Raw genomic sequence first — 18,023 nt, forward strand, 5'->3', positions numbered from 1 at the left:
TTTTATGTTATTTAATAACTGTAGTTTGCCTCGCACTAAATGCAAATAAACGGTTGGTTTTATAAAGAAATCAGATAAAAAACGACTGTTTGAAGCAAGCCCAGTGTTCGTTAAAATGTTCGGTGGGCTTACGTTGAAAACCGCTGCGAATAAACTGATTAATACGGCCGTCAGTAAAGCAAATCAAGGTGTTAGCAATCAGCCCTTCATCGGCCGATAATTCCTTGCCTTCACGCAGTCGACGCTCACGAAGCACTTGTTTAAGCTGAGTTTCCAGGCGTTCAAATAACTTAGCAATGCGCAGCCTTAAGCGTTCCTGTTCGCCCATCAGGGCATCACCATTTAAAATCCGGGTAATACCCGGGTTTTTTTCTGCAAAACCTAAAATCAGGTGCAGGATAAGCTGGCAACGGGCGGCCGAATCCTTTTCTTCGTTCATTATTTTGTTAATGCGCGAAAATAAGGTTTCTTCGATAAACTCAATCAGCCCCTCAAACATCCGGGCTTTACTGGGAAAATGACGATACAGTGCAGCTTCTGATACGCCTACTTTCTCAGCCAGTTTAGCGGTTGTGATCCGCTGTCCGGGACTGGTTTCCAGCATGCTGGCGAGCGCCTGAAGAATTTGCGCGCGGCGATTTGTTCTTTTTGCAGCAGGCATAATAAAAGTGTTTCCTCCACTAATATTGGATGACAACGGTTCGTTGTTTACTGAATATTATAATGACTGTGTGTCTTGTTTTTCTTGATATCGTTCTGATATCAGGTTCAATAACGCAACGGCCAGTGCTAATTTGGGCTGCGCAGGTAAGTCCTGGCGGCCACCCGGCCAAAAAACATTTAGCGCATTGGCATCACTGTTAAAGCCTAAACCGGCAATAGTAATATCATTAGCAGCAATCATGTCGAGCTTCTTATCGGCCAGTTTGCGTTTAGCATAAGCTTCAACATCCTGACTTTCGGCAGCAAAACCAACGCAAAACGGCGGTTTAGGCAAGCCTGCTACTGTCTTTAGAATATCAGGGTTTTTTACAAAAGTAAGTGTTAACTCATCGTCATTTTTCTTAATTTTATTATCCGCCACAGCCTGCGCCCGGTAATCTGCTACCGCTGCGGTGGCGACAAAAATATCATGCTGGTTAACTTCGGCCATTACGGCATCGAGCATTTGGGCTGCGCTTTCCACATTAATGCGTTGCACACCCTTAGGCGTAGTCAGCGCCACAGGGCCCGTTACTAAGGTAACCTCTGCGCCCTGGTTGCGGGCCTGTTCGGCAATGGCAAAGCCCATTTTGCCGGAGCTGTGGTTGGATATAAAACGCACAGGATCAAGACATTCCCGGGTGGGCCCCGCGGTTATCAACAGGCGTTTGCCAGCCAGAGGCTGCACCGGATTACACAGGCTGCTGAGCGATTTAACAATATCCTCTGGCTCAAGCATACGACCGGGGCCAATATCGCCACAGGCCTGCGCGCCATCCGCCGGGCCTAACAGATGAATGCCATAATTTTGCAGTAAACTCAGATTGTGCTGAGTAGGTTTTGCTTTCCACATTTGCTGGTTCATGGCCGGTGCCAGACACACCTGAGCAGTGGTAGCTAAATACAGGGTAGTCAGCAAATCATCGGCAATGCCGTGAGCCAGTTTGGCCATGGTATTTGCCGTCACCGGGGCGATTAACAGTACATCAGCCCATTTGGCTAGTTCGATATGTCCCATTGCCGCTTCGGCACTGGGGTCTAATAAATCGGTACTCACCGGAAAACCTGAGACAGCCTGCAAGGCCAGTTCGCTGACAAAGTGACTGGCAGACTGGTTCAGCACTACTCTTACCTGAGCGCCTTCGGCGGTTAATTTACGCACCAAATCCGGGGTCTTGTAGGCCGCGATACCACCACAGATCCCCAATACTATCTTTTTACCTTGTAACGTCATCTTTTATGCCTGACCTGCTAAACGTTAAAAGATTAGCATGTGGTAACGGCCGTGGGTAGTGAAAACCCGGCTCTGGTGCAGTAGTGGACGGGAAATTAATGCTTTAGTCTAAAGTGGTTATCAGATTAATTTCATGAGAGTTATCATGGCACTACAAAATTGGCCCGAGCAGGAAAGACCTCGCGAGCGATTACTCCGATACGGCGTAGATCAACTTTCGGACACCGAATTACTGGCCATTATTTTGCGTACAGGCACCCGGGAGCTTAGTGTTCTGGAGCTGGCCGGTACCTTGCTGGCGCATTTCTGCAGTTTACGGGGAGTGGTCTCAGCATCCCGTCAGCAGTTGTGCGAAGTGAGTGGGGTTGGAATGGCCAGATACTGCGAATTACAAGCCGCCATGGAGATTTGCCGCCGACAGCTGGCTGAGCCGTTGTATAAGAAGTCAGTTTTTAATTGTGCCGAAGACGCCAAAATTTACTTAAGAGCCGAACTCAGGGATCTTAAGCAAGAGGTGTTTGGGGTGCTGATGCTGGATAGTCAGCATCAGTTAATTGCATTTCGTAAATTATTTGCTGGTACCATAAATGCTGCTGCAGTCTATCCGCGGGAAATTGTTAAACAGGTAATAGCCGATCATGCGGCCGCTGTTATTCTGGTACACAATCACCCGTCGGGTAACGCCACCCCCAGCGAGGCCGATATTCGTTTAACCCGGGATATAAAACATGCCATGGCACTGGTCGATGTGGATGTGCTGGACCATTTTATTGTGGCAGATAACCATGTGTGTTCACTGGCTCAACAAGGGCTGATGTGAACCTTTTAGCCGTTATTTTTTATAAAGGTTTTAAAATTTATACTTTAGTTTGCTTTTATATACCGCTATAGTTAGCATTGAGTTGTACTTTTTTGCAGCAACCCTAGTGATCTCGGGTACAAAATGCTTTAGTATGATTACTTGGCGGATATCCCATAGAAAGGACTAAACATGAAAAAATCATTGCTTATTACGCTGATCACTGCCGCTATGGCAATGTCTGCGAATGCACAAGAAGAGACTGGCGGTGCGGGCTCCGCTACTGGTGGTACAATTGGTGGCCTGAGTTCAGCAGCTGTTGCTGGTGGCGCTATCGGTCTTAGCGTTATTGCTTCTGTTGCTGCTAGCAGCGACGGTAACTCTACTGTTATCGTACCACCCCCACCACCTGCTTCTTGTGAAGCTGGTGACGACCTGATTGACGGCGTTTGTTACAACGTTACTGATACAGTAACCGTAACAGTGTCTAACTCAGTAACCACTACAATCACTGTTCCGGTAACAACTACTTACCTGCCAACAGCTGGTTAATCGTTATACCGAATTCTAAAAGCCGCCTCTCAGGCGGCTTTTTTATTGGCTAAAGTGTTTAGCATGCCGGGCTTTTCTTGTACATTGAACTCATCTGAACCGGTAAGCTTTCGCAATACAGAGTTATTCATGTTTTCTGCATTCTCTCGTCGTATTATTTTGGTTGGGCTGTTAACGGGGCTCTTGCTGTCAGGCTGCTCGTCTACCAACCAGCTATACTGGAATACGCTTAAATTAGCGTTTTTCCCGGATACTCCCTCACTTACCCTCGAACAGGTAAAAAGTAGCAAAATTGATTTACTCAAAGTTGTGCATGGCGAACGCCAGCCTGCTTTTCTGGCTTTAGCTTATATCGAAGGCGGACATCATAAGTGGGTATCGGCTGATCACGCGGTATTAACCATGGACAACAATAAGATTATTCGGACCAGCGGGCTGCAAACTAATCTGCAATATACCCAGGGGACAGACGCTAACCCGTTGCGAAAAGAACACTCTCTTAACGGCCAGAGCTGGCAGTATCAAATTGATATCGAAGATAAAGTGTATGGTTTACCAGTGACCTCTCAATGGCAGGAAGGCCAACCAGAAACGGTTACTTTCTACGAGCAGCCATTATCGGTTATACCGGTTACCGAGGTAATGACAACGGAGATTCAGGACCCTTACTGGCAGCATACCGAGCGTTGGGAGAATTATTACTGGCTGGATGCCAGCACCAGAGAAGTGGTGTATTCCGAGCAACAGGCAACCCCTTATTCAGAGCGTATGGTAATGACCTATGTTAGCCGTATCGCCCGCCTGCTAAACGAGTCGGAGTCTGACCTATGAAGTATTTCATCAGAACGGCGCTGGTGGCACTGCTGTGCTTACCGAGTTGGGTACTTGCGGATGTGACCTTTAATGTGGCAGGCAAAATCATTACCTTTAATCAGCCGGTGAGGTTAGCAACGGTGTTATCCATGGTAGAGCCTACTCCAGAGTACTGGGCAAACGCCGCCGTATATCACCTGGAAGACCCAGACGTTGAACAGATGCGCGCCGAGGTACTAAAGCAACTGGCGTCGCTGATTCGCCAGCAAACCAAAGACAGTAACGCCTATCGCAATCTGACCGCGTTTTATCAGGAGATTGGCCGTTGGCAATTAATGCGTCGACTCAACATCAATATCGATTACGATCAGGCGCGCTTAAACCCAAAACGTAACCCGCAGTTTAACGAAGGTGTTTACTACATTCGTTTAAAACCAAGAACGGAGCAGATAAAACTCACCGGCATGCTGACTCAGGCTACCGCATTGCCCTTCGACGGCAGCTTTACTGTTACCGACTATCTCGACAAGGTTCAGCTCAGTCACGCCGCTCACCGGGATTATGTCTACTTACTGGAACCTGATGGCGCTGTGAATAAATTAGGTATTGCTTACTGGAATAAGCAGCATTACCGACCCATGCCAGGCAGTGAAATTTTTATCCCGCTGCAGGATGAGCTGTTTTTCGATCGAATCGGTTCGCTTAACGACCATATCGCCCAACTGATGATGCATAGGATGTAATTTTGGCTGCTTCGCGTTTTTCTCTTTCTTTAACTTCGTTACTGCTTGCCAGCTCAGGTATTGCGGTACAGGCAAATGAGTCTGATGAGCCAAACACTTATGCCGTAACGCCCAGCCAGATGGTGCAGGGCGGGGTTGGTATCTGGCAAACTCCCACGGCCAGGATGATGCCTGAAGGGTCGTTATCGCTAAATTACACCGATAATGAAGAATACCGGTTCTGGTCGGTCAGTCTGCAACTGTTCCCCTGGATGGAAGCCACCGCCCGATATACTGATGTCCGGACCCGGCTTTACAGTAACATCGACAGTTTTAGTGGCGATCAGACCCTCAAAGACAAAGGCCTGGATGTTAAATTTCGCTTGTGGCAGGAAAGCTATTACCTGCCGGATATTTCCCTCGGTTTTCGCGATTTCGGCGGCACGGGCTTTTTTGAAAGTGAGTTTATAAATGCCAGTAAATCCATCGGCCCCTTTGATATCCATGCGGGGTTAGGCTGGGGGTATCTGGGTCATCATAACGATCTGACCAACCCCTTTTGTGAGCTACGGGAAAGCTATTGTACCCGCCCTGACGGTTATTCAGGCCGCGGTGGTAAGGTAGATTACCAAAACTTTTTTAAAGGGCCTGTGGCACTGTTTGGTGGCGTTGAATACCAGACTCCCATGCCGGGCCTGAGCATTAAAGCGGAATACGAAGGCAATAACTATCAGTTTGACCGTGCCGGCCAGTTAGCGCAGGACTCGCGGTGGAACATCGGTGCGGTGTACCGCTGGAACGATCTGGATTTTTCAGTTAACTATCAGCGTGGCAATACCTTTGGCTTTGGTGTCAGTTACCGCATGAATATGCACACCATGAGTCAGCCCAAAATAGACCGTGAACCGCGCAATATCGTTGGCGTAAAACCCGCCGAAAATCTTACCACGATAAACCGGCAGCGACTGTATAACGATATGATCTACCAGGGCGGTTATGTCATCAACGACATGCAAATTACCGAAGATAAAGCGACCTTCTACGGCTTACAAACCTCCTATCGCGATCAGGATGAAGCGGTTGAGCGGGTAGGGCGTATTCTGGCTTCAGAACTGCCGTTGTCGATCAAGGAATACCACCTGGTTGAGCATACTAACAATATTCCCATGCTGGACACGGTTATTGATGCCGAAAAGTTCAGAGCGCATGCGTCTTACAGCGTACCTGAAAGCGACCTGACGACCACCTACCGCAGAACCTCGCCCACCGATCAGCAGGTTGAGGATTATCACCCTAATGCCACATCAGGCGGATCAATTTCTACCAAGTTTTTCTGGACTCAGACTTTTGGTAACCCGGAAGACTTTTACCTGTACCAGACCGGTTTAATCACCACGCTGGGCTATAAGTTTAACCCTCAGTTCGGGGTTTACAGCAGTATTCGAACCACGCTGTTAGATAACTTTGATAAATTTAACTATAAGGTCGATAACGAAGAAACCGTGCTGCCCCGGGTAAGAACGCAAATTCGTGAATATGTTACCCAGGGCGTGTTTACCCTGGATACTGCTTTTGCCGTATGGACCGATCGAATTAGTGATAACTGGTATTATCAGACCTACGGTGGTCTGCTGGAGACCATGTATGGCGGGATCGGGGGTGAAGTTATGTACCGGCCTATCGACAGTTCTTTTGCCTTTGGTGTCGACGTAAACTACGTCAAACAGCGGGATTTCGACAGTCCGACAGGCTTTTTAGACTACACCGCGGTAACCGGTTATGCGTCGTTTTACTACGAACCCGACTTTTTACCGGATACACGCCTCAGAGCCAGTGTAGGCCAGTTTTTGGCAGAAGACCGCGGGGTTAACCTGGAATTTGCCAAACGCTTCGACAGTGGCGTTGTAGTGGGTGCGTTTGCCTCATTTACCAATGTGTCGGCAGAAGAATACGGCGAAGGCAGCTTTACCAAAGGCTTCTATATTTCGATCCCGATCGATCTGTTTTTACTTAAGCCGGCGAAGGGGCGGGGGCAATTCCCATGGATCCCGATTGCCCGGGATGGCGGGCAAATGCTGAACCGGCCTTCACAGCTGATCGGCACCACGGAAATACGATCGCCGTTCTTGGATTAAGCGCTAAAACAGGGTATAAATGCCGATCTGAGGGATCTGGTTGGCGTTTTTTTAATCAGGATCGCAGCTTTTTCTGGATTAGTGTTGAATTAGGCGCAAATTTGCTGTATAAAATGCGCCCTCTTATTTAAAGGTTAAGACGTCATCAGACCCGACGCCCAAAAACGCTGGTGGGACCGATTGACGAGACAAAATTCGTTGTTTTGGAGACAAATAATGTCAAGAGTATGTCAAGTAACAGGTAAGCGTCCTGCGGTAGGTAACAACCGCTCTCACGCTAGAAACGCGACTCGTCGTCGCTTTTTACCAAACCTTCAAACTCACCGTTTTTGGGTTGAAAGCGAAAACCGCTTTGTTAAATTACGCTTAACGCCTAAAGGTATGCGTATTATCGATAAAAAAGGTATTGATGCAGTATTAACTGACATCCGTGCCCGTGGTGAAAAGATCTAAGGAAGCCAAATCATGCGTGATAAAATTAAATTAGTTTCTTCAGCTGGTACTGGTTTCTTCTACACCACTGACAAAAACAAGCGTAACATGCCGGGCAAAATGGAAATCAAAAAGTATGATCCAGTTGTTCGCAAGCACGTTATGTTCAAAGAGGCCAAAATCAAGTAATAAAACTTGCTTTTGTCTCCACGAAAACCCGGCCGTTGCCGGGTTTTTTGCGTGTTCAATCAGCAGTTGATCCGGGTAGGTAGCAACAGATGGCAAGATTGTCTAAACGAGGATTTAATAATGTGGTGATTTTCGCCATGTTAGGCATGATATTTTTGTTTAACCTTGAGCGCTTTGTCCCCGAATCCAAACTGCCCGTCACATTGCCTTTACTGCCCGAAAGCGCTCACGTTCTTAAAATAGAACAAAGCAACTACAAACTCGAAAGGGTAGGCCAGCAATGGCGCTGGAATGGCGTTAACCGTACGTTTGAGACCACCCCCGAAGCCCAGATTAATGCCTGGCGCAGCGCAGTTATGCAAGCCGCTAAGCCCCCGCGGGAAGTAACGCAAACCGAACCATTAATCGCCGTGGTTTGGGTAGCGGGTGAAACCCAGGGACTGGTGTATGCGTTTGTCGCAAAAGATCAAACTGTCTGGGTGCAGTATGCACAGCAGTGGTACAGCATCGACAACACACGCCTGGCTCAGCTACTGCCGTGGCAGACTGATAATCAGGAGATGTAATGCCAGAGTTACCAGAGGTCGAAGTCAGTCGTTTAGGTGTTGCACCGTTTCTGCAAGGGCAAGTAATCCAAAATATTATTGTGCGTGATCGCCGACTGCGCTGGCCGGTGAGCGAATCGCTGGCTGATGCCATTGGTCACCGCATTGAGGCGGTTACCCGACGTGCCAAATACCTCATTATCGTACTGCAAAACGGCGGCCAGATTATTCTTCATTTAGGCATGTCTGGTAAATTACGGGTACTTGAAGCAACGGTTGCACCGGTAAAGCACGATCACCTCGATATTGTGCTGGCAAGCGGCAAATGCCTGCGGTTAAACGACCCCCGACGATTTGGTGCATGCTTGTGGCAGCCTCCCGGCGCAGCAGAGCCCACGCAGCTTATGAATCTTGGGCCAGAGCCGTTAACTGATGATTTCACCGCTGACAGGCTGGTGGCGCTGTCCAGAGGCAAACAGAGCGCAGTGAAAAACTTTATTATGGATAACGCTGTTGTGGTTGGGGTAGGGAATATCTATGCCAACGAAGCGCTGTTTATGGCAGGGGTTGATCCTCGCCGTAAAGCCGGCAATGTGAGTGCCAAACGCTATCAATTGCTGACTCAGGCGATTAAAGAAGTGCTCGCCAAAGCAATTCAGCAAGGCGGTACAACGCTAAAAGACTTTACCCAGACCGATGGAAAGCCGGGCTATTTTAAACAGTCTCTCAACGTTTACGGGCGGGCTGGCGAGCCTTGTTTAACCTGCGAAACGCCAATTAAAAGCCTGACTATCGGGCAGCGCAATACGTTTTACTGCCCACAGTGTCAGCGCTAGCGGCTTAGCCGTGTAAGCGTATTTGCAGAGCGGCCTTTACCGCGGGATGGCAAAATTGACCGACATCGCCATGGTGCAGGGCTACTTCTTTAACCAGAGTAGAAGAAATAAACGAGTTTTCCTCTGAGGGCGTTAAAAACACGCTTTCTAAATCGGGATTGAGCCGGCGGTTCATATTTGCCAGCTGAAATTCGTATTCAAAATCCGCAACCGCCCTTAGCCCACGGATAAGAATGGTGGCCTGTTCGGTACGGGCAAACTCGGCTAACAAGCCAGAAAAACCAATCACCGTTACGTTATTCAGTTCACTGGTTACCGTGGAGATAAGCTCCACTCGTTCTTCAAGGCTGAATAAAGGCTTTTTGCTGGGGTTAGCGGCAATCCCTACAATGACTTCGTCAAACATACGGGATGCTCTTTCAATTAAATCGGCATGACCGTTAGTGATAGGATCAAAGGTTCCCGGGTAAATGGCACGTGTCTGCATAATTTGTCGGCGTTGATGAATATAGGAAAACAGTAACTACTATTGTATCAGGATGCAATTACAAAGGGTTACTGAGCCTGCTGATAACCGGCCAGTAATTGCTGCCAGTTTTCGTCGGCAAAATGATAGCCAGGACATTTATCACGTTCCTTGTGTAACGACCGTTGTAACCGCAAGAGGTTGTTTTCTTTCCACGTTTGTCCGGTTTTTTCCGCACATTTATCAAAGTCGATGAGCCAGAGCTTGGCGTTTTTATCCAGCATAATGTTATGGATGTTCAGATCGTGATGGTAAATTTGCCGGTCATGCAATTGCCGAATCAGCTGCCCCACCTGTAACCACATTTCGGCAGACAAGGGCGCTGACAACAAATACTCATGGACTTCCTGGCTATCAGGGATCCGCTCCATAAGAATACTGGCCTCATAACTTACTCCATACCGACTAACCCGGCCCGCGAGCCCGCGGGGTACGGGTAATCCCGCTTCGTACATCCTATTCAGCAATGTGAGTTCACAATAGGGACGGGTGTTGCTTAAGCCTGAAAAAATAAACCGGCGTTCTGCAAAATGCCTGACCAGACCGCCGCGGCAGTATTGCCTTAGCACCATAGGCGCAGGCTTTTCAATAAGAATGGCCTGACCCCGGCCACTGTTAGCCTTGGCATGTGCCTGGCTGAGCCAGTAGTCACTTTGCAGCCATTGCAGCGAGGGCAGATCGATGTCCAAAGCGTCACATTGCTGTGGGCATAACAGCAACGTATGGCGGCCAGTGGTAAAGGTTTCCAGGGTTTGCAACTATAATTCTCAGTATTAAGTCTTGTTAAATCCCCTTGATTGTAATCAAATTAGCGTGGTTTATCAGTGCTAGTTGGAAGATTCTTTGTCAACCGTAATAAAACTCCCTCAAAACGCCAGAATTTGTATTCTAAGACTCTCTGCCATTGGCGATGTGTGCCATGCTGCCGCTATGGTTAACCGCATTCGCTGCGCTCGACCCGATATCAAAATTACCTGGATTATTGGCAAGATTGAATATCAGTTTTTAAAAGGCATGGACGGCGTTGAGTTTGTTACCTACGACAAAAAAACCGGTCGTGAGGGAATGAAAGCCATACGCCAGCAGTTAAAAGCCTGTCGCTTTGACGTATTATGCGTAATGCAAATCGCATTGCGGGCAAATTTGCTATCCAGAGCCGTGCGGGCCAAAGTCCGGCTGGGCTTTGATAAATCCCGCAGCAAGGAAGGCCACAGTTTGTTTATAAACAAGCGTATTGCCGCGCAAACTCATCCCCATGTGCTCGAAGGCTTTATGGCTTTTGCCGACGCCATGGGCATTGAGCCGGTTGAGAAGCCGGGCTGGAACCTGCCTCTTAGTGAGCAGGATCTGCAATTAGGCATAGAGTTAAAACAGCGTCATCAGCGATACGCCGTGATTTGTCCTGCGGCATCAAAAGCAGAGCGTAACTGGACACCCCAAGGTTATGCTGCGGCCGCAAAGCATCTTGCCGGGCTGGGCCTGCGCGTGCTGCTTTGTGGCGGCCCCGGCCCGCTGGATAGGGAAATTGGCGACCAGATTGTAGCGAATCAGGCGCCGGTTACCGAAGATTTGATTGGTAAAACCTCACTGAAGGAGCTGGCCGGTGTACTGGCCCAGGCGGAAATTGTGATTGCACCTGATACCGGTCCCGCGCACATGGCCACTGCGGTTGGAACGCCGGTTGTGGGGCTGTATGCACACTCAAATCCAAGGCGTACCGGCCCTTACAATAATCTTACTGATGTTGTCTCTGTGTACGATGAATGTGTTGCAGCGCAATATGGCAAACCCTGGCAATCCTTGCCCTGGGGGCGTCGGGTAAAAGGTAGCGATCTGATGGAAAAAATCGTTCCGGAAAAGGTCTTTAACGCTATTGATCATATTTTGCGTAATGCGGTGAAGTAACTGATTTATCGTTAGTAAACTTAATTGGCCAGGTTAAACCAAAGGATTAAAAGAAAGACTTTAAAAACCAGAATTGTTCTCTACACTTAGTTAGGGATACTGCGGATTATTCCGCATGGCACCAAAGGCAAAGGACATACGCAAGTGACTATTTTATTGATCTAAGGCGTAATTTTGAAGGTGTGGACAGCAAGAGCGCTCTGTTTCGCGATATGCCTGTTGATGACGGGCATCATCAAAGCCGAGACAGATCAGATGCCAGTAGCAGTACTGGTTAACCAATCCGTAAATGTAGATGAACTGTCTTCAGTGCAGTTGCGCATGATATTTGCCGGGCGTACGCAGTTTTGGCAGGACGGCAGCAGAATTCAGGTTTTTGTTTTACCCACCGACGGTCCCGTTCATCAGCAGTTTTGCCGAACCCTGTTAAATACTTACCCCTATCAACTTAAGCGAATCTGGCAACGTGTGGTGTATTCCGGCCAGGGCGACGCGCCTACAGTGGTCGACTCCGTCGCCCAAATGAGTGCGATGATTGCCGCAACTCCGGGGGCTATTGGCTACCTGCCACAACCGGTTAATGAAAAGGAAGGCATTCTTATGATTACTGTGGAGACGACACAATGAAGATTTCTGCATTAATCGTCGGCCTTTTACTGGTAATGTTACCGCCATTGGTCCGGGCCGACCATGACCGCTTTTCCTGGCACGGTTTTGTGGCTCAGGGACTTACCAGTTCTACTGCCAGTGATTACATCACAACCGGCGACAAGATCACGACAGATCTGACCGAGGTAGGATTGAACGCTACCTACGTAATCAGCCCTTCGTTAAGCGTGGCGGGGCAGGTGATGTATTTAAACGGTGGTAATCGTTTTCGTCAGGGCACAAGGCTGGATTATCTGTTTCTTGACTGGCGCGTGACCCAGTTATTTGACTGGCAGGTCAATGTGCACCTGGGGCGCTACAAAAATCGCCATTGGCTGTATTCTGCCACCCAGGATGTACCGCAAACCCGCCCTTCTATATTGTTGCCGCAATCGGTGTACTTTGACAGCAATCGTGATGTCGCCCTGAGCAGCGACGGCATAGCTTTACAGAGCACCAAAGCCGGTTCGAACGGCACCTGGGAAGTACGCTGGAGCTATGGGCGCTCGCCCTTATTCGAAGAAGATACCAAAAGGTTGATAAGCCCTCAGGCCCAGGGTTTAGCCAAGCAGGATTATACGCATCAGTTCAGCACATACTGGCAGCCCGACTCAATGCGATGGCAAATTGGCTTTAGCCTGCTAAAGTCGGAATTTACTTATCATCCTGCACCAGAAGACTTTTTAATTAATGGTTTTTCCTTAAGCGAAAGAGTTACTTTGGCCGCCCGCTACGATAGCGAAGCCTGGGAACTGACCACGGAATATCTGCGTGATCGTTTAAGATACACTGGCAGTTTTGCCCAGGGGTTCCCATTAACCGTTGATAATACGAGCGAGGGCGGCTACGTGCAGTGGCGCTACTTCCTGCAACAAAATTTAACCGGCCTGGTTCGCTTTGATACCTATGATGTTAACCGTGACGATCGCAACGGTGAGTTGCTGGTAGAAAATCCGTTTGGTGCGATCCCATCATATTACGGTTACATGGACACACTGACCGTGGGATTAAGCTGGGACATACAAGACAACCTTCGGTTAAGTGGCGAGTTTGCCAGAGTTCGCGGCGCGGGCAGGCTATCTGCGGTATTTTTACCGGATGGGCTGGTCAAAGCCGACCCCTACTGGAACGCCTGGGCAATACAGTTAATGTATTGGTTCTGAATTAATGAAAAGAAACGTCTCTCTTAGCTATAAAGTGCTGGCGATCATGCTTCTGTTGGTCATGTTTGTTTGCTCTTTGGTAATGGGGTTGCTGCTTTATCAGGCTGCAAACCAGGAGCGGCAGCTAAATCAGCAACTGTTAGCCCGGGACATTACCCGTTACTACCAGCTGTCTACCCTGCTCAATGATCGGTTATCTGTCTGGGTTGAGGGCCTTAAGCACCTCCATACCAGCCCTGCATTAAGTAATCAGGAGCTGATCACTACGTTACAACGCGCTGAGGATTTCCTGTTACTGCAATGGGATGTCAATAATCTGTGGCTGATTGACGCTAAGCAGTCGATTATTTATTTTCAGGGCGAAAACCTGCCAGATGAAATTAAACCGATAGTGGCGCAAACCCTTAAGGAAGCAAGGCCGTTTTATGAAGTGCACTGCCGGGTGATCTGTGAGCAGTTTGTCAGTGTTCCGCTGATGGTGGACCAGCAAACCACTAATGTTGTTGTGATGAGTACCTCACTGCAGGAATTGCTGGCGTTACTCAGCGAAGCCACGCAGTCAAATCTGGTACTAGTGAAATACGCGATTAACCAGCAGACTCAGGCTGAGCGCTACACTATTAACAGTATGGTCAGTGAAAAACAGGAAAGGTTTATGCGCGATATTCTCGCCGCCTTTCCCGCCTCGGGTCATAAAGACGTATTGTTATCCAATGGCTACGAAGTCAATGTTCAGGGTAAGGCCTTCCTTGTAACATTATTGCCGTTATATACCCATCAGCCTAACGGTCACTACTTAATGTTCGCCCATGATATTGATGAGCGTAAAAAAGCCTACAAAAGTCAGAACCGAATCATCTTTTGGGGTGGCATTGGCCTGGTGCTTACCTTTGTTCTGTGCATGCTGGTACTGTTAAAACGTTATGCTCATAAGTTAACGGCGCTGTCTAACATGCTGCCACTGCTGGCGCAAAAGCGTTTTAAAGAGTTTAAAGAACAGCAGAAAAAGAGCTTTTCCAGCAAAAAATGGCTGTTAGATGAGCTCGACACCCTTGGTGACGCAGCCGTGGAGCTGTCGGATAAGCTGGAGTCCATGGACAAACAAATGTCAGTAGATACCGCCAAACTAGAAAAAATGGCGATGTTCGACAGTTTAACCGGCCTGCCTAATCGCAATATGATGACATTTCAGGTTAACAAGCAGTTAGCGGCCTTGGGCCGTCAGCATGTCGGGTTGGCGCTGCTGTTTATTGATTTGGATAACTTTAAAAAAGTTAACGACAGCCATGGTCACCACTTCGGTGACGAAGTGGTTAAAGTAGCCAGCGAGCGCCTCTCCCGCGTGATCCGGGAAAATGACTTAATTGCCCGCTTCGGCGGTGATGAGTTTGTGATCCTGGTAACCGGGCTGGAACATGAAAATCAGGTCAATATTGTTGCGCAAAAGCTTACTGATGAATTTGTTGAACCCATGGTGATTAGTGAGCAAAGCTTTTATATCAGTATCAGTATTGGTATTGCTTATACCACCTCGCCAAAAACCCGGGCGTTAGAACTGATGCGCCAGGCCGATACGGCCATGTACGAAGCCAAACTGGAGCGCGGCTCAAGCTATTGCTTCTTTAACCCCTCCATGAATCACAAAATCGTTAAACAGGTGGAGCTGGAAAGCGAAGCGCGGGTGGCTTTAAAAGAACACCAGTTCTTCCTTGCGCTGCAACCGCAAATTGATTTATCGAATAACCGGCTGTCCGGTTTTGAAGCCTTACTGCGCTGGCGGCATCCACAGCGTGGTTTAGTGCCGCCGGGTGACTTTTTACCCTTGCTCGAGAATACCTCAATGATGACAGAGCTGGATTTCTGGGTAATGGAACATGCTATCGAACTACTGTCTAAATTAGAAAAAGCGGGCTACAACGATGTCAAAATGGCAATCAACCTGTCGGCGGCTCAGTTTGCCAACAGCGCCCTACAGCCCTATTTAATGGAGCTTATTGATCTTTACTCGGTAAATCCTAAAAACATCGAGCTGGAACTCACTGAAACCGTGCTGGTGGCTGATATCGAAAGAGCCGTTGCGGTTATTCAGCAAATTCGCGCCCTGGGATGCAAAATCGCGGTGGATGATTTTGGTACCGGTTATTCCTCACTGAGTTACCTTAAAATGATCCCCAGCGATATCATAAAGATTGACCGTTCTTTTATAGCCGGCATGCTCGAAACAGAAAGTGACAGGAACATTGTCAGCTCAACTATCAACATGGTTGGTAGTATGGGGTTAGAGGTTGTGGCAGAAGGAATAGAACAGGCCCAGCAGCTCAAGGAGCTGGGCGCAATGCAGTGTCAGTATGGTCAGGGCTACTATATCAGCAAACCCATCGACGAAAGCTTGTTATGGAACACCCTGGAAAGCAAGATCTTCAACGGTCGCTGGCTGGTTTAAGTGGCGGTTTGTAGCTTTGGGTTAACCAGGCGTCTTTAAAAGTTTACACTTGGTTTGTGGTTAAAGCCGGATCCAATTCGCCGGACGCAGGCAGGTTCTTTGCCTCTTAGGTACAATACGCGCCTTTGACAACACCCTTCGGCCAGGAGCGCTCCTAATGTCAGCATCTTTTATTTCTCATCTCGAACAACAGCTTAACGCCACGCGTGAAGATGGGTTGTATAAAGTTGAACGCGTAATTACAACTCAGCAACAGGCGGATATCGCAACGCAAAGTGGCGATCACGTAATTAACTTCTGTGCTAACAACTACCTTGGCCTGGCGAATCATCCGGCGCTGATTGAAGCGGCTAAAGAAGGCCTGGACAGTCATGGTTTTGGTATGGCATCAGTGCGGTTTATCTGCGGTACGCAGGATATTCATAAGGCGCTGGAAGCCAAAATCAGTCAGTTTCTGGGCACCGAAGACACCATTTTATATCCATCCTGCTTTGACGCGAACGGCGGCCTATTTGAAACCCTGTTAGGCCCGGAAGACGCCATTGTGTCGGATTCCCTGAACCACGCCAGCATCATCGACGGCGTGCGGTTAAGCAAAGCCAAACGCTATCGCTATGCCAACAACGATATGCAGGCGCTGGAAGAACAGCTTAAACAAGCCCGTGCCGACGGCGCACGGTTTATCCTGATTGCCACTGACGGCGTATTCTCGATGGACGGTATTATTGCAAACCTAAAAGGCGTCTGTGATCTGGCCGACCAGTACGATGCCATGGTGATGGTGGATGACTGCCACGCTACCGGCTTTTTAGGCGAGAACGGCCGCGGCAGCCACGAATATTGCGATGTTCTTGGCCGGGTTGACCTTATCACCGGTACGCTGGGTAAAGCGCTTGGTGGTGCTTCCGGTGGTTATACCTCTGGCAGCAAAGCCGCTATTGAATGGCTGCGTCAGCGTTCACGTCCGTACTTATTCTCTAACTCGGTAGCACCACCTATTGTGGCGGCTTCCTTAAAAGTGTTCGACATGATGGCCGATGGCCACGAATTACGGGCCCAGCTGTGGCGCAATGCCGAGCATTTCCGCCGCCGTATGAGCGAAGCGGGCTTTACCCTGGCCGGTAAAGATCACGCGATTATTCCGGTCATGCTGGGCGATGCCAAACTGGCCAATGAAATGGCCGATAAACTGCTGGAGAAAGGCATTTATGTGATTGGTTTTTCTTATCCGGTGGTGCCAAAAGGGCAGGCGCGTATTCGTACGCAGATGTCGGCGGGACATACTCTTGAACATGTTGATAAAGCCGTTGATGCCTTTATCGAAGTTGGTCGTGAGTTAGGAGTAATTGCATGAAGTCGTTGGTAAAACAACAGCCAACCCGCGGTATCTGGATGGCTGATACCGACAAGCCCGCCATGGGGCATAACGACCTGCGGATTAAAATTCGCAAAACAGCAATTTGCGGTACCGACATGCACATTTACCAGTGGGACGACTGGGCCCAAAAAACTATCCCGGTGCCCATGGTAGTCGGCCATGAATACGTGGGTGAAGTGGTTGATATGGGCCAGGAAGTGCAGGGCTTTAAAGTGGGCGACCGCGTTTCTGGTGAAGGCCATATTACCTGTGGCCACTGCCGTAATTGTCGTGCGGGACGTCGTCATTTGTGTCGCAACACCGAGGGTGTTGGGGTTAACCGTGCGGGTGCCTTTGCGGAATACCTGGTCATTCCGGCGTTTAATGCGTTTAAAATTCCCGACAATATTTCTGACGATCTGGCGTCTATTTTTGACCCCTTTGGTAACGCTGTTCATACCGCGTTGTCTTTTGATCTGGTAGGCGAAGATGTACTGATTACCGGTGCCGGCCCCATTGGTATTATGGCCGCCGCGGTAGCGCGTCATGTGGGCGCTCGCCATGTTGTGATCACCGACGTAAACCCGTATCGACTCAAGCTGGCCGAGAAGATGGGTGTGACCCGCGCGGTTAACGTTGCTGAGGAATCGCTTAAAGACGTTATGGCGTCGCTGGGGATGACTGAGGGCTTTGATATCGGCCTAGAAATGTCTGGAGTACCGGTGGCGTTTCGCGATATGCTCAACAACATGAACAACGGCGGTAAGATAGCCATGCTGGGTATTCCGCCACAGGACGTCGCCATTGACTGGAACCAGGTTATTTTTAAAGGTCTGGTAATTAAAGGAATTTACGGCCGGGAAATGTTTGAAACCTGGTACAAAATGGCGAGTCTGCTGCAAAGTGGCCTGGATATCTCACCTATCATAACCCATCAGTTTGCCATTGATGATTTTCAGCAAGGCTTTGATGTAATGGGGTCCGGAGAATCAGGCAAAGTCATTCTCAACTGGCAATAAGAG

General features: G+C 48.8%; 19 protein-coding genes. 15 read left to right on the forward strand and 4 right to left on the reverse strand.

What is annotated here, in order from left to right:
- Positions 1–70 precede the first annotated feature (70 nt).
- Together slmA and coaBC are read right to left on the reverse strand one after the other, a co-directional pair.
- Entirely contained in the window at positions 71–661 is a 591-nt protein-coding gene (gene slmA, locus BFC17_RS03835) for a nucleoid occlusion factor SlmA (RefSeq protein WP_070175143.1), read from the reverse strand.
- A 57-nt stretch (positions 662–718) separates the two neighbouring features.
- Entirely contained in the window at positions 719–1,936 is a 1,218-nt protein-coding gene (gene coaBC, locus BFC17_RS03840) for a bifunctional phosphopantothenoylcysteine decarboxylase/phosphopantothenate--cysteine ligase CoaBC (protein ID WP_070175144.1), read from the reverse strand.
- 145 nt (positions 1,937–2,081) lie between these two features.
- On the opposite strand from coaBC, the gene radC reads away from it, so the two are divergent.
- The 9 genes from radC (at position 2,082) to mutM (ending at position 8,959) form a co-directional block, all read left to right on the forward strand.
- Entirely contained in the window at positions 2,082–2,756 is a 675-nt protein-coding gene (gene radC / locus BFC17_RS03845) for a RadC family protein (RefSeq protein WP_070175430.1), read from the forward strand.
- 171 nt (positions 2,757–2,927) lie between these two features.
- Entirely contained in the window at positions 2,928–3,287 is a 360-nt protein-coding gene (locus BFC17_RS03850) for a hypothetical protein (RefSeq protein ID WP_070175145.1), read from the forward strand.
- A 129-nt stretch (positions 3,288–3,416) separates the two neighbouring features.
- The gene (locus BFC17_RS03855) at positions 3,417–4,118 is read left to right on the forward strand and encodes a YjbF family lipoprotein (RefSeq protein WP_070175146.1); all 702 of its coding nucleotides are present in this window, start codon (positions 3,417–3,419) and stop codon (positions 4,116–4,118) included.
- A complete protein-coding gene (locus BFC17_RS03860; RefSeq protein WP_070175147.1) occupies positions 4,115–4,843 on the forward strand; it encodes a capsule biosynthesis GfcC family protein in 729 nt (242 codons plus the stop codon). The genes BFC17_RS03855 and BFC17_RS03860 overlap by 4 nt, the downstream gene beginning before the upstream one ends.
- Positions 4,844–4,845: 2 nt before the next feature.
- Positions 4,846–6,957: a YjbH domain-containing protein gene (locus BFC17_RS03865; RefSeq protein ID WP_070175148.1), complete on the forward strand. Its 2,112-nt coding sequence runs from the start codon at positions 4,846–4,848 to the stop codon at positions 6,955–6,957.
- Positions 6,958–7,173: 216 nt separating this feature from the next.
- Complete coding sequence (gene rpmB, locus BFC17_RS03870) at positions 7,174–7,410, forward strand: 50S ribosomal protein L28 (protein ID WP_070175149.1); 237 nt, start codon at positions 7,174–7,176, stop codon at positions 7,408–7,410.
- Positions 7,411–7,422: 12 nt separating this feature from the next.
- Positions 7,423–7,578 carry a 50S ribosomal protein L33 gene (gene rpmG / locus BFC17_RS03875; RefSeq protein ID WP_012516577.1) on the forward strand — a complete coding sequence of 52 codons (156 nt, stop codon included), beginning with the start codon at positions 7,423–7,425 and terminating at the stop codon, positions 7,576–7,578.
- Between the two features lie 89 nt (positions 7,579–7,667).
- Complete coding sequence (locus BFC17_RS03880) at positions 7,668–8,144, forward strand: hypothetical protein (RefSeq protein WP_070175150.1); 477 nt, start codon at positions 7,668–7,670, stop codon at positions 8,142–8,144.
- Entirely contained in the window at positions 8,144–8,959 is an 816-nt protein-coding gene (gene mutM, locus BFC17_RS03885; protein WP_070175151.1) for a bifunctional DNA-formamidopyrimidine glycosylase/DNA-(apurinic or apyrimidinic site) lyase, read from the forward strand. Before BFC17_RS03880 ends, mutM begins: the two co-directional genes overlap by 1 nt.
- Positions 8,960–8,963: 4 nt before the next feature.
- Here the strand turns inward: mutM and coaD are convergent, their stop codons facing one another.
- Together coaD and BFC17_RS03895 are read right to left on the reverse strand one after the other, a co-directional pair.
- A complete protein-coding gene (gene coaD / locus BFC17_RS03890; RefSeq protein ID WP_070175152.1) occupies positions 8,964–9,446 on the reverse strand; it encodes a pantetheine-phosphate adenylyltransferase in 483 nt (160 codons plus the stop codon).
- Between the two features lie 68 nt (positions 9,447–9,514).
- Positions 9,515–10,243 carry a 3-deoxy-D-manno-octulosonic acid kinase gene (locus BFC17_RS03895; RefSeq protein WP_083271564.1) on the reverse strand — a complete coding sequence of 243 codons (729 nt, stop codon included), beginning with the start codon at positions 10,241–10,243 and terminating at the stop codon, positions 9,515–9,517.
- A gap of 85 nt (positions 10,244–10,328) precedes the next feature.
- Here BFC17_RS03895 and BFC17_RS03900 point away from each other — a divergent pair, with 85 nt between their 5' ends.
- From BFC17_RS03900 to tdh, 6 genes are all read left to right on the forward strand, one after another.
- Positions 10,329–11,390, forward strand: coding sequence for a glycosyltransferase family 9 protein (locus tag BFC17_RS03900; protein WP_229681007.1), 1,062 nt, complete (start codon positions 10,329–10,331; stop codon positions 11,388–11,390).
- A gap of 255 nt (positions 11,391–11,645) precedes the next feature.
- On the forward strand, positions 11,646–12,017 hold the full coding sequence (locus tag BFC17_RS03905; RefSeq protein ID WP_139141993.1) for a type 2 periplasmic-binding domain-containing protein: 372 nt from the start codon (positions 11,646–11,648) through the stop codon (positions 12,015–12,017).
- The gene (locus BFC17_RS03910; RefSeq protein ID WP_070175154.1) at positions 12,014–13,201 is read left to right on the forward strand and encodes a hypothetical protein; all 1,188 of its coding nucleotides are present in this window, start codon (positions 12,014–12,016) and stop codon (positions 13,199–13,201) included. Before BFC17_RS03905 ends, BFC17_RS03910 begins: the two co-directional genes overlap by 4 nt.
- Before the next feature lie 4 nt (positions 13,202–13,205).
- On the forward strand, positions 13,206–15,644 hold the full coding sequence (locus BFC17_RS03915; RefSeq protein ID WP_070175155.1) for a bifunctional diguanylate cyclase/phosphodiesterase: 2,439 nt from the start codon (positions 13,206–13,208) through the stop codon (positions 15,642–15,644).
- Between the two features lie 157 nt (positions 15,645–15,801).
- Positions 15,802–16,998, forward strand: coding sequence for a glycine C-acetyltransferase (locus BFC17_RS03920; protein WP_070175156.1), 1,197 nt, complete (start codon positions 15,802–15,804; stop codon positions 16,996–16,998).
- A complete protein-coding gene (tdh, locus tag BFC17_RS03925) occupies positions 16,995–18,020 on the forward strand; it encodes an L-threonine 3-dehydrogenase (RefSeq protein ID WP_070175157.1) in 1,026 nt (341 codons plus the stop codon). The genes BFC17_RS03920 and tdh overlap by 4 nt, the downstream gene beginning before the upstream one ends.
- Positions 18,021–18,023: the final 3 nt, after the last annotated feature.

Origin of the sequence: Marisediminitalea lipolytica (genome assembly GCF_001758465.1) — a bacterium.
Taxonomy (GTDB): Bacteria; Pseudomonadota; Gammaproteobacteria; order Enterobacterales; family Alteromonadaceae; genus Alteromonas; species Alteromonas lipolytica.

What these genes read in the sequence shown, in the direction of transcription:
- slmA (WP_070175143.1), bottom strand. Translation starts at nt 661, where the DNA reads ATGCCTGCTGCAAAAAGAACAAATCGCCGCGCGCAAATTCTTCAGGCG.
- coaBC (WP_070175144.1), bottom strand. Translation starts at nt 1,936, where the DNA reads ATGACGTTACAAGGTAAAAAGATAGTATTGGGGATCTGTGGTGGTATC.
- radC (WP_070175430.1), top strand. Translation starts at nt 2,082, where the DNA reads ATGGCACTACAAAATTGGCCCGAGCAGGAAAGACCTCGCGAGCGATTA.
- BFC17_RS03850 (WP_070175145.1), top strand. Translation starts at nt 2,928, where the DNA reads ATGAAAAAATCATTGCTTATTACGCTGATCACTGCCGCTATGGCAATG.
- BFC17_RS03855 (WP_070175146.1), top strand. Translation starts at nt 3,417, where the DNA reads ATGTTTTCTGCATTCTCTCGTCGTATTATTTTGGTTGGGCTGTTAACG.
- BFC17_RS03860 (WP_070175147.1), top strand. Translation starts at nt 4,115, where the DNA reads ATGAAGTATTTCATCAGAACGGCGCTGGTGGCACTGCTGTGCTTACCG.
- rpmB (WP_070175149.1), top strand. Translation starts at nt 7,174, where the DNA reads ATGTCAAGAGTATGTCAAGTAACAGGTAAGCGTCCTGCGGTAGGTAAC.
- rpmG (WP_012516577.1), top strand. Translation starts at nt 7,423, where the DNA reads ATGCGTGATAAAATTAAATTAGTTTCTTCAGCTGGTACTGGTTTCTTC.
- BFC17_RS03880 (WP_070175150.1), top strand. Translation starts at nt 7,668, where the DNA reads ATGGCAAGATTGTCTAAACGAGGATTTAATAATGTGGTGATTTTCGCC.
- mutM (WP_070175151.1), top strand. Translation starts at nt 8,144, where the DNA reads ATGCCAGAGTTACCAGAGGTCGAAGTCAGTCGTTTAGGTGTTGCACCG.
- coaD (WP_070175152.1), bottom strand. Translation starts at nt 9,446, where the DNA reads ATGCAGACACGTGCCATTTACCCGGGAACCTTTGATCCTATCACTAAC.
- BFC17_RS03905 (WP_139141993.1), top strand. Translation starts at nt 11,646, where the DNA reads ATGCCAGTAGCAGTACTGGTTAACCAATCCGTAAATGTAGATGAACTG.
- BFC17_RS03910 (WP_070175154.1), top strand. Translation starts at nt 12,014, where the DNA reads ATGAAGATTTCTGCATTAATCGTCGGCCTTTTACTGGTAATGTTACCG.
- BFC17_RS03915 (WP_070175155.1), top strand. Translation starts at nt 13,206, where the DNA reads ATGAAAAGAAACGTCTCTCTTAGCTATAAAGTGCTGGCGATCATGCTT.
- BFC17_RS03920 (WP_070175156.1), top strand. Translation starts at nt 15,802, where the DNA reads ATGTCAGCATCTTTTATTTCTCATCTCGAACAACAGCTTAACGCCACG.
- tdh (WP_070175157.1), top strand. Translation starts at nt 16,995, where the DNA reads ATGAAGTCGTTGGTAAAACAACAGCCAACCCGCGGTATCTGGATGGCT.